Raw genomic sequence first — 14,954 nt, forward strand, 5'->3', positions numbered from 1 at the left:
TAGTCCCGGCGTGACTTTTCCCAGGCAGCCCCGGCCGAGCCGCGGTGTGATGGGGTACGTCGCCGAGCTGCAGCAGTTCGACACTCAGCCCGCGGCCGAGCCCGACCCCGAGCCGACCGACCCGTACGCGGCCCTCGCCGACCTCGCCCCGCGCGATGAGCAGCCGCCGGGCCGGTCCGCCGACGCGCCGCCGTACGGGCACGTGCCGGCCCAGCGGGACTTCTCGTCGCCGGACGGGACGGGGCGGCCGGTCTCCGGACAGGCGGCCCGCATCCGCGACGCCTGGGCGCTGCCGGAGCCGGGCGCGGAGCCGGAACAGCCGCGCGGCCGCTTCGCCGTGGCGGAGCCCCAAGCGCGGCACGCGGACGGCAACCGGCGGGCCGGGGGATCCCTGCTCAGCGGCGGGACCGGCGGTTTCGCGTGGCGGCCCGGCCAGCCGGGCGCACACGCCGAGGCCCCCGGGGCGGCCGGCTGGGCGCCGGCGGACGACGCCCCCGTCTGGTTCCCGGAAGAACGGTCGACGGATTGGCGCCAGGAGCAGCAGGCCGGCTGGCCCCGTGGCCAGCAGACCGGCTGGCACCGGGAGGAGCAGGCGAGCGGCTGGCACCAGGAGGAACAGCCGACCGGCTGGGCCGCCGAGGAGCAGGCGAACGCCGGGGACGCCGGAGAACAGTCGACCGGCTGGGGCGCGCAGGAACAGGCGTCCGGCTGGCACCGGGAGGAACAGCCGACCGGCTGGGCCGCCGAGGAACAGGCGACCTCCCGGGGCGCGCAGGATCAGCAGGCCGAGTGGGCCGCGCAGGAACAGCAGGCTGGCTGGGCCGTGCAGGAACAGCAGGGTGGCTGGGCCGCGCAGGAACAGCAGGGTGGGTGGGCCTCGGCGCACCCCGCGACCGGCTGGGCCCCGGCCGAGCACTGGCAGGCCGCCGCCGCGGTGCCGCCGGCCGCCGGGTGGGACGCCGGGAACGACGGATGGGCGGCGCCCGCCGCTCCGGACGTCGACGGATGGCCGGCGCCGGACTCCGCCCGGGGCTCTGACGACCGGGATCTCACGGTCACCGCCGACAACCGCACCGGTGGCCCCCCGGCCGAACGCCACGGCGCGGCGGCCGGGCACCGCCTGCCCGAGCCGGTGGTTCCGCGGCACGAACGGCGACGCCGGATCGTGCTCGGCGCGGCCGCCACCGCGGTCCTGCTCGGCGCCGGTCTCTGCTACGCGGCGCTGCGCAGCCCCGCCACCCCGCCGCGCGCAGCCGCCGCGCCAGCCGCGACCGCCTCCGCCCTGCCGTCGGACGACGCGCTGCTGGACCCGGCGGACTCCGGCCCGGACGCCGTCCCGGCCCAGCCCACCGAATCCCCGAAGCCCACCACCGCGAGCCCCACGCCGACCCCGTCCCGCCGTACCAGCTCGCCCACCCGCACCACCCCGGGTACGGCCCTGCCCGGCGCCGCCACGCCGGGCAGCGGCACCCCCAGCGCGAAGCCGACCGGGAGCGCGTCGTCCTCGGCGAGCGCCAGCCCCTCGCCGACGACGCTCGCACCGCTCACCGCGACGTTCTCCCACAACGCGGACACGGGCCCGGACGGCCTCACCAACTACGTGGGCACGGTGCGTGTCGCCAACCCGCGGGACCGCGCCGCCGGTCAGTGGCGGGTCACCCTGAAGGTCCCCGGCGGCAACGCGGTCGACGGCGACTCGGCCGTCACCGTCACCCAGGACGGTGAGAAAGTCACCTTCGCACCGGCGGGTGACGCGACCATCCCCGCGGGCGGATCGGTCACCTTCACCTTCACGGTGCAGGGTGTGCTGGCCGCCGAGCCGTCGAACTGCGCGATCAACGGCGCGGGCTGCGCCTGACCGGACGGGCGAACTAGTCGCACTGTGCTCGGCGGGCGCCGCACCACCGACCTAATGTCGTCAGTGGGCCGGCAGGTCGCCGGCCGGGAACGGCAGCTAGGGGGCGCGGATGAGTGGCGACGACCTGAGCCGGGGGTTGAGCGACATGTGGCGCTCGGTGCTGTTGTTCGTGCCGACGGCGCTGGCGTTCATCGCGATCCTGGCCATCGGGTACGTCGTCGCCAGGCTCGCCCGCACGGTCGTGGCCAAGGCCCTGCAGCGGATGGGCTTCGACCGGGCCGTGGAGCGTGGCGCGGTGCGCCGGGCGCTGCGCGGCAGCAACATCGACGCGAGCGATCTGTGCGCCAAGATCGCTTTCTACGCCGTGCTGCTGTTCGCCCTGCAGCTCGCGTTCGGACTGTGGGGCCCGAATCCGGTCAGTGATCTGCTCACTGTGCTGATCGCGTGGCTGCCGCGGGCGTTCGTGGCGATCGTGATCGTCGTGGTGGCCTCCGCGATCGCCGGAGCCGCGCACGACCTGATCGCGAGCGCGCTCGGCGGCCTGAGCTACGGGCGGCTGCTGGCGCGGATCGCCTCCGTGCTGATCATCACGCTGGGTGTCATCGCGGCACTGGATCAGGTCCACATCGCTACGTCGGTGACCCAGCCGCTGCTGATCGCGGTCCTCGCCACGGTCGCGGGCATTCTCGTCGTCGGCGTGGGCGGTGGCCTGGTGCGTCCGATGCAGAGGCGCTGGGAGGAGTGGCTCGAACGTGCGGGCGCGGAGTCCGCGGCGATCCGGGAGCACGCCCGCTCGTACGCCGATGAGCGGGCACGGGAAGCGGCCGAGCAGGCCCGCCGTGAGGAGGAGGCCCGCCAGGCCGAGGAGGCCCGCAAAGCCGAGGAGGCCCGCCGGGCCGAGGAGGCCCGCAAGGCTGAGGAGGCCCGTCAGGCCGAGGAGGCGCGCAAAGCCGAGGAGGCGCGCCGGGCCGAGGAGGCCCGCAAGGCGCAGGAGGCGCGCGAGGCGGAACACGCGCGACGCGCGCAGGAGGTGCAGCAGGCCGCGGAGCGGGCCCGCCGGGCGGAGGAGGCCCGGAAGGCGGAAGAGGTGCGCCAGGTCGAGGAGGCCCGGAAGGCGGAGGAGACCCGGCAGACGGAGCAGGCGCGCGCGGAGCAGCGGGAACGCGCGGCCGACGAGGCACGGCGCGCGGAGCAGGCGCGGCTGGCGGCGGCCGCCGCGGTCCGGGCGGAGGCGGAGGCCGAGGCGGCCCGGCAGCGGGAACGCCGCGCGGCCGCCGCCGGACAGACCCGGTCCGGTACGGGGCGCCGCTCCGGCGGCCGGGCCGACGCCGAGGACGACAGGCCGGACTTCGTGCCGGGCTTCGGCCGCGACGACGACGAGACGACCACCGACATCGCCGCGGTCCGGGGCGCCGGCCAGGGCGGGCTGGCACCGCCGGGCGGCGCGGACCCGGGGCCGCCGGCGGGAGACACGCAGCCGATCCCCGTCGCGGGTGGCACCCCTCCGGCGGACGACACGCAGCCGATTCCCGTCCCGGCCGGGACCGCCACGGAATCCGACGTGACGGAGCCGGTGCCGGTCGGTGAACCCGACGCGGCGGACGACACCCAGGTCCTCCCCGCCGCCCCGGCAGACGCCCCGGAGCGCCCGCCCGGCACCCCCCGCCGCAACCGTCCCCGCAAGCGCACCTGAGCGGGACAGACGAGGGCCGGTGCCGGAATTCCGGCACCGGCCCTGGATCGGTACGGCCTGATCGGTGTTTTCGCCTCGCGCCGGGTCAGCGGCGCGGGGGCAGGCTTCGGGCGAGGCTGCACACGGCCAGCAGCCGCACCAGCACCCAGTCCTGCACCCCCCAGTCGATCGCGTCGGCCGGCGGGCACCAGCCGTGCTTGTACGCCGCCTCGCGGACCCCCTCCGCGTACGCGGCGAGGACCACCGCCGTCAACGGGCGGGTGTCCGCGGACAGGCTCTCCCGGATCCCGGCGGAGTGCTGGTCGACGGCCGCCAGCAGGCCGGGGGAGTCCCCGGCCGCGGCGAAACCGGACTCGCCGACCGAGGCGGTCAGCGCGTCGAGGCAGGCATGGGCGGAGCGCAATGCAGCGCGGGCGGCAGCGCCGCCGAACAGGCCAGTCATGAAAAGAGACGGTAGGAAGCCACGGGTAGCCAAAGGTTCTCCCGACCGGTGCAGATCGGTTGAACCGCAATGACTATTCGGCTGGTTCCGGGCGCCGCCGTTCGACGTCGTCGGCGATGATCACGGTCGCCACGACGAGCGCCACGACCAGCGCGAACAGCCAGGACGCGTCGTCGGTGAATTTCGCGGCCAGCGGGGCCTGGAATGCGGCCAGCACGAAGCCGAGCCAGGCGAACCGGCGCTGACGGTCGGAAAGGAACCCTGCGGACTTCACCCGGCAAGTGTGGCGTGACCCGCGCGAAGCGCCGTCACCCGTTCGGCCGATTCCGCGTTGTCCGATCGTGTTCCGGGAACTGAGCCGTCGCCACCCGGCCGCGCTGTCGTTCGCTCTGCTGGCCCTGCTGCCGGCGGCCGCGTGCACCGGCCCGGCCGGATCCGCCGCACCGGCCGCCGCACCGGCCGCCGCACCGGCCGCCGCACCGGCCGCCGCATCGCCGACGGCCTCGACCGCGCCGCCCGGGCCCGGTCACGTCGTCGAGGCCCCGCTGCGCGGGCGCGGCCCGGTGACGCTCGTCGTCGGGGACGCGGCGTCGCAGCTCGACCTGCGCCTGGTGGACCTGCCCGGCCTGCTCTACCGGATCAGCACCCCGGCCGGGTCGGGCCTGGCCCCGCGGGTCGCGGGTGCGCACGGCAGGGTGGCCCTGGCCCTGCGATCCACCGGCGGCGACGGCACGGACACGGTCCGGATCGCGCTGAACCGTACGGTCAGCTGGGACGTCCGGCTGCCCGCGGGCGCGGGGGAGCAGCACCTCGACCTGAGCCGCGGGCGGATCCGGCGGCTGGACGTCGGATCGTCCGGCCTGCTCGAACTGCGGCTGCCACCCCCGCGCGGCACGGTGCCGGTCGCGGTCACCGGCCCGGTCGCGATGATCACCGTACGGGCACCCGCCGCCGGTCCGGTCCGGATGCGGCTGCGTGACGGCGCCGGGTCGGTGCGGGCCCCGTGGGCGGCGCGCACCGCGGTGCCCGCCGGTTCGGTGCTGGCGCCGGCCGCCTGGTCGACGGCCGCCGACCGCTACGCCCTGGACCTGCGCGCCTCCGCGACCACCGTCAAGCTCGTCACGTTCTGATCGGTCGGGTCGGGTTTATCCCGGCCGGGCAGGGGCACAACGCACCGAGTGTCACGGCTTCCCTCCGGTCGTCCTCTCGGAGGCTGTTCTGCTGGAGGAGGACCCATGCGCGTCGCGATGATCGCAGAGCCCGCCGTGTCCCCGGGCGCCGGCGGCCGCTACGTCATCGAGCTGGCCACGGCGCTCGGCGAGTGCGGGCACGACGTCCGGATCTACACCCGGCGCGACGATTCCGGCCCACCCGACGTGGTGCACGCCTCCGGCGGCGTTCCGGTGCTGCGCGTTCCGGCCGGTCCGGCGCGGCCCATTCCCGTACGGGACCGGCTGCCGTATCTGGCCGAGTTCGCGCGGTGGCTCGGCGGGTCCTGGCGGGACGGGGACTGGGCGCCGGCCGTGGTGCACGCGCACTTCTGGACGAGCGGCCTCACCGGGGTCACCGCGGCCCGCGAGATCGGCGTGCCCGTGGTGCAGTCGTTCCACGAGCCGGGGCCGGGCCCCGGGCCGGACGACGCCGATCCGGGCGGCAACGGCCCGTCGCGGGCCGGATACGAGCGGGCGCTCGGCCGCGCCGTCGACCGGGTGGTGGCCCGGAGCCAGCAGGAGGTTCACGAGCTGGTGGACGGCGGGGTGCCCCGCTCACGGGTCACCTTCGTCCCGGCCGGCGTGGACAGCCGGCGGTTCACCCCGGACGGGCCCGCAGCCGAGCGGGACCCGCACCGTCCCCGGATCCTCGCCGTCGGCCAGCCGGCCGGGGAGTCCGGCTTCGGCGACGTCGTCCGGGCCATGCGCGGCGTCCCGGCGGCGGAGTTCCTGCTGATCGGTGGCCCGCCCGCCGCCGGCCTGCCCGACGACCCGCACGCCGGGCAGCTGCGCGAGCTGGCCGTGCGCTGCGGGGTCGCCGACCGGGTTCACCTGGTCGGCGCGGTCGGCCCGGCGGACCTGCCGGGCTGGTACCGCTCGGCGGACGTGTTCGTGGCCGCGCCCGGCCACGACCGGTTCGAGGAGGCTCCGCTGGAGGCGATGGCGTGCGGCGTGCCGGTGGTGGGTGTCGCCTCCGGCGCGCTGACCGAGACCGTGGTGGACGGCCTGACCGGTGATCTCGTGCCACCGGCCGACCCCGGCGCGCTGGGCGGCGCGCTGCGCCGGCTGATCATCGACCCGGTGCGCCGTTTCGCGTACGCGACGGCCGCGGTGGACCGGGCCCGCCAGGCGTACTCGTGGCAGCGCGCGGCGGCCCGGGTCAGTGCCGTGTACGCGGCGGTCGAGGGCCGCCGCGCCGACGCCGAGGCGGTTGCCTAGTCCCGCGCTCAGTCGGCCAGGGCGGCGGACAGGTCGTCGCGGAACCGGCGTTCGCTGTCGGTCACGGTTTCGGCGCCGATGCCGAGTACACCGCCGGTGGAGGCGGCGCCGACCACCGACTCCGCGATCTCCACGAGCCAGTGCCGGTACGTCCGGGCGTCCTCGTCCGGGGCCTTCGCGGCCAGCAACGTGACCGCCTGCCCGACCCGGTCCAGCACGTCCTCGGCGTACCCGGCGGGATCCGCCGGGGCGATGACCGGCAGCTCCTCGCCGAGTTCGGGGTCGCCGACCCGGTCCACCACGGCGGCGGCCACGGCCGCGACCAGCGGGCTGGTGCTGGTACGGGCGTCCGCGATCTCGTCGAGCCCGGCGGCGTTCTCGGCGCGGGTCTTGCGGGCCCCGTCCGGGCTGGCGGCGCTGGCGGCGGTCAGCACCGACTGCGGCAGTCCGGTCAGCAGTCCCCACTCGGCGTCGGTGTAGCCCAGGCTGGCGTACATCGGTTGGTCCGTCACTCGGATGGTCCTTTCCACGGTTGTCGGCGACCGAGAGTGCATTCTCCTCGCCTACCGGATCGGACGGGATCCGTACCCGCGGTGTGCCGAACCGAATCGTCATCCGGTACCGCGGCGAATGTCGCCGACCGGCCGGGCCCGCACGGTCTGCCACGCGGGTCCCGATTCCGGGCGACGCGGAAACTCCGGCCGTGCTGTGACCTGCGGCACACAACCCTGCCCGGCTCGTCCGCTTCCGGGGGTGTTGGGCGGGCCGTGTCCCGCCGGAAAGCCGACCGGGCGTCGGGTTCGGGAGTGGCGAGGTTGATGCAACCGCAGTGGCGGTGGGCAGGCCCGGCGTCGTGCCGACGGTAAGGACGCACCCCGACACCCGGGGTCGCCGCTCCCGGCCGCGGAGTCCTGCCCGCCGGGAGTGCGAACGAAGACTGACTCCTATCAGTGACTTCGATGGGCAGGAACGGGGGACCCAGTGTGCCGGTGCCGGACACCGGCTGGGGGTGTGGTCACGCGTGGCGTGACGGGCCACTTCAAGGCCTAACCCGACAGCTAACCTCGCACGCGGGTTGAAGGATCAGGATGCCTGCATGTCTCACCGCAATCAGCCGGTTATGCGCCGTCTCGCCCTGTTCGGGATGGCCGCAGCGCTGGTGACCACCGTCAGCCTGGCCACCGCGGCGCCGTCGCCCGCGGCGGCCGCCGGGTCGGGTGCCCACTCGACCGCCGCCCAGCGCGCCGCCAAGGCGCGCGCGGTCCAGGCCCGCGCCGTCGCGGCGGCGAAGGCCAGGGGCCTCAGGATCGTCGCGTTCGCCAAGGCGCAGAAGGGCAAGCCCTACCGGTACGGAGCCCGCGGCCCGAAGGCCTTCGACTGCTCCGGCCTGGCCGGATACGTCTACCGGCAGGCGAAGCTGAAACTGGGCAACACCGCGAACGCCCAGTTCCACCAGGTACGCCGCCTCGCCAAGTCCCAGCGGCGCCCGGGTGACCTGGTGTTCTGGGTGCGGGGCGGGCACGCCTACCACGTGGCCGTGTACGCCGGTCACGGGAAGGTGTGGCACGCACCGAAGCCCGGCAGCCGGGTGAAGCTGGCCGCCATCTTCGAACCCGGACGGGTCAGGTACGGCCGCCTCGGCAGCTGAGCCGGGCCACCCCGGCGGATGTTTGTGGCGAAGGCCGTCCCGGTTCCCCGGGGCGGCCTTCGGCGTTCGTGGGTGCAGGTCGGTGTGCACCGCGGGCCCCCGTGGGTGGATCGCCCGATGCGGCGTGACGTCAGCGTTTGCCGCCGAACATGCGGCGGATCGCCCAGATCAGGATGAGCGCCCCGAGGGCGATGCCGAGCAGCCGTACGGCATGCACCTGGGACCAGTCCACGCCGGACGTCGCCGCAACGGAGGTCTGCACGCCGTGAACTCTAACGGGCGGACGGCCGTACGCTAATAGAAAGGTTTGTTGACTGAACGCGGGCCGGGTGTGACCATTGGTCCGTCCGCCGCGCCCATGACGGTTGTCGGTTGTCACAGGACGCGCTGACCGGCGCGTGTCGATCGTCACCGGAGGTTCGGGGCTCATGCCGCGACAAGGGGACTTGCCGGAACTCGCCGCCACCGTGCTTCAGCCGGGCTTCGTGGGCACCACCGCACCGGACTGGGTGCGCCGCCACCTCGCCGAGGGCCTCGGCGGGGTCGCGCTGTTCGCCCGCAACGTGGAGTCCCCGGCCCAGGTCGCCGCGCTCACGGCACAACTGCGCGCGGAGCGGCCGGACGTCATCGTGGCGATCGACGAGGAGGCCGGCGACGTCACCCGGCTCGAATCCCGGCACGGCAGCTCGCGCCCCGGCAACCTGGCGCTCGGCGCGATCGACGACGTCACGGTCACCGAGGCCGTCGCCCACGACCTCGGGCTCGACCTGGCCCATGCGGGCGTCACCCTGAACTACGCCCCGGACACCGACGTCAATTCCAATCCGGACAACCCCGTCATCGGCGTACGGGCGTTCGGCGCCGACGCCCACCTCGTCGCCCGGCACGGCGCCGCGTTCGTCGCCGGGCTGCAGCGGGCCGGGGTGGCCGCCTGCGCCAAGCACTTCCCGGGCCACGGGGACACCAGTGTGGACTCCCACCACGCCGTACCCGTGATCGACCGCAGTCGCGCCGAGCTGGACGACTGTGAGCTGCGGCCGTTCCGCGCGGCGATCGCCGCCGGGGCGCAGGCCGTGATGACCGGGCACCTGCTGGTGCCCGCGCTGGACCCGGAGCTGCCCGCCACCCTGAGCCGGCGCATCCTCACCGGCCTGTTGCGCGAGGAACTCGGCTTCACCGGGCTCATCGTCACCGACGGCATCGAGATGGAGGGCGTGCGCCGCCGGTACGGGCTGGCCGGTGCCGCCGTGCGGGCGCTGGCCGCGGGCGCCGACGCCATCTGCGTGGGCGGCGACCACGCCGACGAGCGCACGGCGGTGCTGCTGCGCGATGCCCTCGTCGCGGCGGTGCGCTCCGGTGAGCTCGCCGAGGAACGCCTGCGCGACGCCGCCGAGCGGGTCCGCCGGCTGGCCGCCTGGACCGAGGCGAGCCAGATCGCCACCGGCGCCCGCGCCATCGCCGACCGGAGCGCCATCGTCACCTCGACGCAGGCCGCCACCGCCCGTCCCGTCCCGCATGGCGCCGTCCCGCCCGACCAGAACGGCGCTGGGTCGAACGGCGCCGGGCCCCACGGCGCCGGGCACGCCGGATCGGCGGTGGGGATCGCGGCCGCCCGGCGCGCTGTCAAGATCACCGTCGGGGCGGCGGCCCCCGCGCTGCCGCTGACCGCGGCGCCGCACGTCGTCGAGTTCGCCCCGCCCCGCAACATCGCGGTCGGTTCGGAGACCCCGTGGGGCGTCGGCGGGCCCCTGGCCGAGCGGATGCCCGGGACGACCTCGGTCCGGCTCGACGCCGAGGATCTCGCCGGGGTGCCCGACCCCGCCGCCCCGGTGCTGGCGGGCGCGGCCGGCCGCCCGCTGGTGCTCGTGGTCCGGGACGCGCACCGGCACCCGTGGGTCGCGGAGGCGCTCGCGCACACCCTCGCCATCCGGCCGGACGCGATCGTGGTGGAGATGGGCGTCCCGATCGCGGTCAGCGGCGGGGTGCACGTCGCCACGTACGGCGCCACCCGCGCGTGCGGGCTGGCCGCCGCGGAGGTCATCGCCGGATCGACCGTACCCACGCCGGAGCCCGTGGCGGCCTGACGCGCGCCACCGCACCACCCGGGCAGCGCCGCCCCGGTGGGGCGGTGGCGTGGCCCGCGTACCCTGGTCGGGATGTGGATCCGCCCTGCGCGCCGTGGCGCCGCCCTGCTGACCTGCGCCGTCCTCGCCGTCGCCGTGCTGTCCGGCTGCGGCGGCGACAATGTGGACTGCGGTGTCAACTCCTGCACGGTGACCCTGGAGCGCAGCACCGAGGCGAGCGCCAGTGTCCTGGGGGTCGACGCGCGTTTCGTCCGGGCCGACGCGGGCACCGTGACCCTGGAGGTGGCCGGCGAGCAGATCCAGCTCACCACGGGCCAGCCCGCCGTCCAGGTGGCCGGCCTGCAGGTGAGCCTCGACAGCGTCACCCGGGACGCCGTGCGGGTGCAGATCTCGCGCTGAGCCCCAGGGGCGCCCGGTCATTCGGCGCCGTCGTGTGGGCCCCGCGCCGGGCCCTGTCGTGTACGGTGTGAAACGGAATTTTCGGGCGTCCGCGATCTCGCGGAGGAGAGACCGTGTCCGACTTCCTGAACGCCCTGCTGGCCGTGGTGCTCGCGGCGGGCTCCGCCATCGTGTTCGTCGAGGCCGTGCACTGGCTGCTGACCCGGTACGCACGCCACTCGGCGCTGCTCAGCAGGCTCGAACGCACCGCGCACAAACCGTTCCTCACCACCGTCACGCTGTTCGCGGTGCAGCAGGCACTGCGCAGCGCCACCGGCGACTTCCCGGGCCGCCACGAGGTCCTGCACCTCCTGGTCATCCTGGTGATCGTGTCCGGTGCCTGGCTGGTCGGCGCCCTGCTGCTCGTGCTCGAGGACGCGGCGCTGTCACGGTGGCGTACCGACGTGCCCGACAACCGCAAGGCCCGCAAGGTCCGCACCCAGGTGGTGATGTTGCGCCGGGTCACGGTCGCCGGGATCGTCGTGGTGGCGTTCGGGGTGGCGCTGATGACCTTCCCCGCGGTCCGGGCGCTGGGGGCCAGCCTGCTGGCCTCCGCGGGCATCATCAGCGTGGTCGCGGCGGTGGCCGCGCAGAGCACGCTGGCCAACGTCTTCGCGGGCATCCAGCTGGCCTTCAGCGACGCCATCCGCATCGACGACGTGGTCGTGGTCGAGCAGGAGTGGGGCCGCATCGAGGAGATCACCCTCACGTACGTGGCCCTGCAGGTCTGGGACGACCGGCGGCTGATCCTGCCCACCTCGTACTTCACCACCAAGCCGTTCCAGAACTGGACCCGGACCGGGTCCGCGGTGCTGGGCACCGCCGAGATCGACGTCGACTTCGCCACCCGGGTCGAGCCGCTGCGCGCGGAGCTGCGCGCGGTGTGCGAGAGCACAGAGCTGTGGGACGGCCGGGTGTGCGTGCTGCAGGTGACCGACGCGGTGCGCGGCATGGTCCGGCTGCGGGCGCTGGTGAGCGCGCACGACGCGCCGTCGCTGTGGGACCTGCGCTGCCTGGTCCGGGAACGGCTGGTCGCCTGGGTCTGGGAGCACCAGCGCGAGTCGCTGCCCCGGTTCCGCGCCGAGACCCAGCCCCGCACCCCGGCGCCGCCCCACGTCGGCGGCCCGCCGTCCGCACCCACCAGCGAGGCGGACGACGACGCGCGGGTCTTCAGCGGCGGGTGGGACGGCGCGAGCCGCGGCGCGACGTTCGTGGGCCCACCGGCGCCGGGTGCGCAGCCGTGACCTGAGGGGCCGCCGTCCGGTTGCACCTGCGGGGGGATTTCCGCGGGTGAGGATTGACCTTCGACTGGTCAGGGCATAAAGCCTTGACAGAGGAAGGGAGGACGCAATGGCTGACGTCCTGAGCGGTGGACCGGCCGCCCCGGCCACCGACCAGTCGACCGCCGCGCTGATTCAGCAGGCGAGCGACCAGATCAGCTCCCTGGTGCGCAGCGAGATCGCGCTGGCGAAGGCGGAGCTGATGGAGAAGGGCCGGCATGCCGGCCTCGGCGCGGGCCTGTTCGGCGGGGGAGGCGTGCTGGCCCTGTACGGCGTCGGCGCGCTGATCACCACCTGCATCGTGGTGCTGGACCTGTTCCTCCCGCTCTGGCTGTCGGCACTGATCATGACCGTGGTGCTGTTCGCCACGGCCGGGGTGATGGCGCTGCTCGGCAGGAACGAACTGCGCCGGGCGACCCCGCTGGAACCGGAGACCGCCATCCGCAGCGCAAAGGCGGACGTCGACGAGGTCAAGCACGCGATCAAGGAGCGCAGCCAGGCATGAGTGAGAGAAGCGGTTCCCCACAGGCCAAGCCGGATGTCGCCGCACTGCGCGAGGAGGTCGCCGAGACGCGGGCCGAGCTCGGTGACACCGTACGGGCCCTGGCCGCCAAGACGGACGTCAAGGCGCGTGCCAAGGACCAGGTCGAGCAGACCAAGCAACGGGTGAAGACGCAGGCCGCCGAGGCGACCGGCGCGGTCCGGGACGCGGCGCAGTCCGCCACGGAAGCGGTCCGCGACGCCACGCAGTCGGCCACGGACCGGGTCCGCGAGTCGGGCGCGCTGGATGCGGCCGCCGATGCGGGCGACCGGATGCGCCGCAACCCGATTCCGGTGGGCGCGCTGCTGGCCGGCGCGGCGGTGCTGGTCGGCATCATCGTGGTGATGCGGCGGAGGCGCCGATGAGCGGCCGGGTGCAGAAGATCGCGTACAAGCCGGTCGGGTTGTTGCTCGGTGTGATGGCGGGCGCCGTCGCGGGCCTGGTGACCCGGAAGATCTGGCAGGTGGCGTCCGGTGAGGACGACACCCCTGACGCGACCGACGAGGACAAGGGCTGGGGCGAGATCATCGCGGCTGCCGCGCTGCAGGGCGCCGTCTTCGCGGTGGTGAAGGCGCTGGTGGATCGCGGCGGCGCGACCGGCGTACGCAAGCTCACCGGAGAGTGGCCGGCCTGAGTGTACGGACATTGATCGACCCTGATCGCGGGCCTCCACACGCAATCGCGTTGTGGAGGCCCATTTCCCTGTCCCGTCAAGGGTTTTCGGTGCAGTCGGGGGGCAGACTTTGCGCGCCGTTCTTCGGTACAGTATGGCCAGTTTTTGCGTACGTGGTTTGCTGATTCCGCCCGCCGCGCTCCGCCGCCAGGTGTCGCGTGGCGAGCGGGTGGGACTGTCCTTCAAGGGCCGCCCGAGGCGCCGCTGCTCGAAAACGGCCATCGGCCCCGCATCACGGGGGCCGGCATTGTCAGAAGGAGAGTCAGCATGGCGCAGGGAACCGTGAAGTGGTTCAACGCAGACAAGGGCTTCGGCTTCATCACCGTCGACGGCGGGGGTGCTGACGTGTTCGTCCACTTCTCGGCCATTCAGATGAGCGGCTACCGCAGTCTGGAAGAGAACCAGCGGGTCGAGTTCGAGATCGCCCAGGGCCAGAAGGGCCCGCAGGCGGAGCAGGTCCGCCCGCTCTGAGACCAATCCGCCGGTGGTGACACCGGCGGCCGGCCACCTGGCGGAGGTCGGTCCGAGTCAGCCCCGCATCCTTTCATCGGGATGCGGGGCTTCTTGGTTGTCGCTCCTCGGTTGTCGCTTCTTGGTTGTCCGGCCGCGTTTCCCGTTCCCGCTGCGCCCGCCGTCCGGCCCGGTGTCAGGCCTTCCCGCGGCTGCGCTGCCGGAGTCCGACCACGATGAGGATCAGGCCGCCGACCGCGACGACAGGGCCCACGATGGCCCACACGGTCACGCCGCTCATCGCGCTGTCGGTCAGCACGTTCAGGCCCTGCAGTGTCCACACCGCACCGAGCACGACCGCCAGCAGTCCCAGGCTCATCGCCAGCCATCCGCGCATCCCGTCACCACCGATCGTGGACCTGCGGCCGGACGAGTTCGTCGTAGACGTCCCGTACGGCGTCGTGGGTGCTTTTCGGCAGGGGAGCCAGGCCGGCGGCGGACGCGTTGGCGCGCGCCTGCCCGGCGTCGCGGGCGCCCGGGATGACCACCGTCACCGCCGGATGGTCGATGATCCAGCGCAGCGCGAACTGGGCCATCGTCGCGCCCGCGGGCACCAGCGGGCGCAGCCGGCGTACCGCCTCCAGGCCGGTGGCGAAGTCCACGCCGGAGAAGGTTTCGCCGACGTCGAACGCCTCCCCGTGCCGGTTGAAGTTGCGGTGGTCGTCCGGCGCGAACGTGGTGTGCTCGTCGTAGCGGCCGGAGAGCAGCCCACTGGCCAGCGGCACCCGGGCGATGATGCCCACACCGGCCGCCGCGGCGGCGGGCAGCACCTGTTCGAGGGGCTTGAGCCGGAACGCGTTGACGATGATCTGGACGCTGGCGACGCCGGGCCGCGCGATCGCGGTGAGGGCCTCGTCGACCCGCTCCACGCTGACGCCGTACGCCGCGATGCGCTTCTCCTGCACCAGCGTGTCGAGCCCGTCGAAGACCTCGTCCATGGCGAACACGGGGGTGGGCGGGCAGTGCAGCTGGACGAGGTCCAGCGTGTCCACGCCGAGGTTGGCGCGGGAGCGGTCCGTCCACGCCCGGAAGTTGTCCACCGTGTACGCCGAGGGTTCCTGGGGCACGCGGCGGCCCATCTTGGTGGCGACCGTGATGCCGGGGTGGCCCTTCAGGAAACTGCCGATGATCTGCTCGCTGCGGCCGTCGCCGTACACGTCGGCGGTGTCGAAGAAGGTCACCCCCGCGTCCGCGGCCGCCTGCAGGGTGGCGTGCGCGTCCTGCTCGGTCACGCTGCCCCAGTCGGCACCGAGTTGCCAGGCGCCGAGCCCGACCACGCCGACTTCTCGCCCCATCCGGGCAAAGGTCCGGGTTTCCACGTGGTGAGAGTACCCGCGGGGTGTTACCGTCATACAAAA

Annotated in this window: 18 protein-coding genes and 1 riboswitch; of the genes, 12 read left to right on the forward strand and 6 right to left on the reverse strand. The window is 74.3% G+C overall.

Annotated elements, in window-relative coordinates:
* Nucleotides 1-10: 10 nt before the first annotated feature.
* Together ACMCNN_RS09605 and ACMCNN_RS09610 are read left to right on the forward strand one after the other, a co-directional pair.
* Nucleotides 11-1,858 carry a hypothetical protein gene (locus tag ACMCNN_RS09605; RefSeq protein ID WP_412745839.1) on the forward strand — a complete coding sequence of 616 codons (1,848 nt, stop codon included), beginning with the start codon at nucleotides 11-13 and terminating at the stop codon, nucleotides 1,856-1,858.
* A 109-nt stretch (nucleotides 1,859-1,967) separates the two neighbouring features.
* Complete coding sequence (locus ACMCNN_RS09610) at nucleotides 1,968-3,551, forward strand: mechanosensitive ion channel family protein (RefSeq protein ID WP_412745840.1); 1,584 nt, start codon at nucleotides 1,968-1,970, stop codon at nucleotides 3,549-3,551.
* 85 nt (nucleotides 3,552-3,636) lie between these two features.
* On the opposite strand, the gene ACMCNN_RS09615 is transcribed toward ACMCNN_RS09610, so the two are convergent.
* Both ACMCNN_RS09615 and ACMCNN_RS09620 read right to left on the reverse strand, forming a co-directional pair.
* Nucleotides 3,637-3,993, reverse strand: coding sequence for a DUF6401 family natural product biosynthesis protein (locus ACMCNN_RS09615; RefSeq protein WP_412745841.1), 357 nt, complete (start codon nucleotides 3,991-3,993; stop codon nucleotides 3,637-3,639).
* A gap of 73 nt (nucleotides 3,994-4,066) precedes the next feature.
* Nucleotides 4,067-4,267: a hypothetical protein gene (locus ACMCNN_RS09620; protein WP_412745842.1), complete on the reverse strand. Its 201-nt coding sequence runs from the start codon at nucleotides 4,265-4,267 to the stop codon at nucleotides 4,067-4,069.
* A gap of 67 nt (nucleotides 4,268-4,334) precedes the next feature.
* Between ACMCNN_RS09620 and ACMCNN_RS09625 the strand changes: the two genes are divergently transcribed.
* Together ACMCNN_RS09625 and ACMCNN_RS09630 are read left to right on the forward strand one after the other, a co-directional pair.
* The gene (locus tag ACMCNN_RS09625; protein ID WP_412745843.1) at nucleotides 4,335-5,123 is read left to right on the forward strand and encodes a hypothetical protein; all 789 of its coding nucleotides are present in this window, start codon (nucleotides 4,335-4,337) and stop codon (nucleotides 5,121-5,123) included.
* A 105-nt stretch (nucleotides 5,124-5,228) separates the two neighbouring features.
* Nucleotides 5,229-6,422, forward strand: coding sequence for a glycosyltransferase (locus ACMCNN_RS09630; protein ID WP_412745844.1), 1,194 nt, complete (start codon nucleotides 5,229-5,231; stop codon nucleotides 6,420-6,422).
* Nucleotides 6,423-6,430: 8 nt separating this feature from the next.
* Here ACMCNN_RS09630 and ACMCNN_RS09635 read toward each other — a convergent pair whose 3' ends face one another.
* Nucleotides 6,431-6,934 (reverse strand): hypothetical protein, encoded by a 504-nt coding sequence (locus ACMCNN_RS09635; RefSeq protein WP_412745845.1) that lies wholly within the window; start codon nucleotides 6,932-6,934, stop codon nucleotides 6,431-6,433.
* A gap of 413 nt (nucleotides 6,935-7,347) precedes the next feature.
* A riboswitch (cyclic di-AMP (ydaO/yuaA leader) is annotated at nucleotides 7,348-7,509 on the forward strand.
* A gap of 9 nt (nucleotides 7,510-7,518) precedes the next feature.
* On the opposite strand from ACMCNN_RS09635, the gene ACMCNN_RS09640 reads away from it, so the two are divergent.
* Nucleotides 7,519-8,070 carry a C40 family peptidase gene (locus ACMCNN_RS09640; RefSeq protein WP_412745846.1) on the forward strand — a complete coding sequence of 184 codons (552 nt, stop codon included), beginning with the start codon at nucleotides 7,519-7,521 and terminating at the stop codon, nucleotides 8,068-8,070.
* A gap of 130 nt (nucleotides 8,071-8,200) precedes the next feature.
* Here the strand turns inward: ACMCNN_RS09640 and ACMCNN_RS09645 are convergent, their stop codons facing one another.
* Nucleotides 8,201-8,332 (reverse strand): hypothetical protein, encoded by a 132-nt coding sequence (locus ACMCNN_RS09645; RefSeq protein ID WP_412745847.1) that lies wholly within the window; start codon nucleotides 8,330-8,332, stop codon nucleotides 8,201-8,203.
* Between the two features lie 166 nt (nucleotides 8,333-8,498).
* Here ACMCNN_RS09645 and ACMCNN_RS09650 point away from each other — a divergent pair, with 166 nt between their 5' ends.
* From ACMCNN_RS09650 to ACMCNN_RS09680, 7 genes are all read left to right on the forward strand, one after another.
* Nucleotides 8,499-10,154, forward strand: a complete 1,656-nt coding sequence (locus tag ACMCNN_RS09650) for a glycoside hydrolase family 3 protein (RefSeq protein WP_412745848.1) — start codon at nucleotides 8,499-8,501, stop codon at nucleotides 10,152-10,154.
* Between the two features lie 72 nt (nucleotides 10,155-10,226).
* The gene (locus ACMCNN_RS09655) at nucleotides 10,227-10,553 is read left to right on the forward strand and encodes a hypothetical protein (protein WP_412745849.1); all 327 of its coding nucleotides are present in this window, start codon (nucleotides 10,227-10,229) and stop codon (nucleotides 10,551-10,553) included.
* A gap of 113 nt (nucleotides 10,554-10,666) precedes the next feature.
* Entirely contained in the window at nucleotides 10,667-11,836 is a 1,170-nt protein-coding gene (locus ACMCNN_RS09660; RefSeq protein WP_412745850.1) for a mechanosensitive ion channel family protein, read from the forward strand.
* 106 nt (nucleotides 11,837-11,942) lie between these two features.
* Entirely contained in the window at nucleotides 11,943-12,377 is a 435-nt protein-coding gene (locus tag ACMCNN_RS09665; protein WP_412745851.1) for a phage holin family protein, read from the forward strand.
* Entirely contained in the window at nucleotides 12,374-12,778 is a 405-nt protein-coding gene (locus ACMCNN_RS09670; RefSeq protein WP_412745852.1) for a DUF3618 domain-containing protein, read from the forward strand. Before ACMCNN_RS09665 ends, ACMCNN_RS09670 begins: the two co-directional genes overlap by 4 nt.
* Nucleotides 12,775-13,047: a DUF4235 domain-containing protein gene (locus ACMCNN_RS09675; protein WP_412745853.1), complete on the forward strand. Its 273-nt coding sequence runs from the start codon at nucleotides 12,775-12,777 to the stop codon at nucleotides 13,045-13,047. Before ACMCNN_RS09670 ends, ACMCNN_RS09675 begins: the two co-directional genes overlap by 4 nt.
* A gap of 306 nt (nucleotides 13,048-13,353) precedes the next feature.
* Nucleotides 13,354-13,557, forward strand: coding sequence for a cold-shock protein (locus tag ACMCNN_RS09680; protein WP_030440218.1), 204 nt, complete (start codon nucleotides 13,354-13,356; stop codon nucleotides 13,555-13,557).
* Nucleotides 13,558-13,732: 175 nt separating this feature from the next.
* On the opposite strand, the gene ACMCNN_RS09685 is transcribed toward ACMCNN_RS09680, so the two are convergent.
* Together ACMCNN_RS09685 and ACMCNN_RS09690 are read right to left on the reverse strand one after the other, a co-directional pair.
* On the reverse strand, nucleotides 13,733-13,933 hold the full coding sequence (locus ACMCNN_RS09685; protein ID WP_412745854.1) for a hypothetical protein: 201 nt from the start codon (nucleotides 13,931-13,933) through the stop codon (nucleotides 13,733-13,735).
* 4 nt (nucleotides 13,934-13,937) lie between these two features.
* Nucleotides 13,938-14,915 carry an aldo/keto reductase gene (locus tag ACMCNN_RS09690; protein WP_412745855.1) on the reverse strand — a complete coding sequence of 326 codons (978 nt, stop codon included), beginning with the start codon at nucleotides 14,913-14,915 and terminating at the stop codon, nucleotides 13,938-13,940.
* Nucleotides 14,916-14,954: the final 39 nt, after the last annotated feature.

This window comes from Krasilnikovia sp. MM14-A1004 (genome assembly GCF_047159485.1).
Lineage (GTDB): Bacteria > Actinomycetota > Actinomycetes > Mycobacteriales > Micromonosporaceae > Actinoplanes.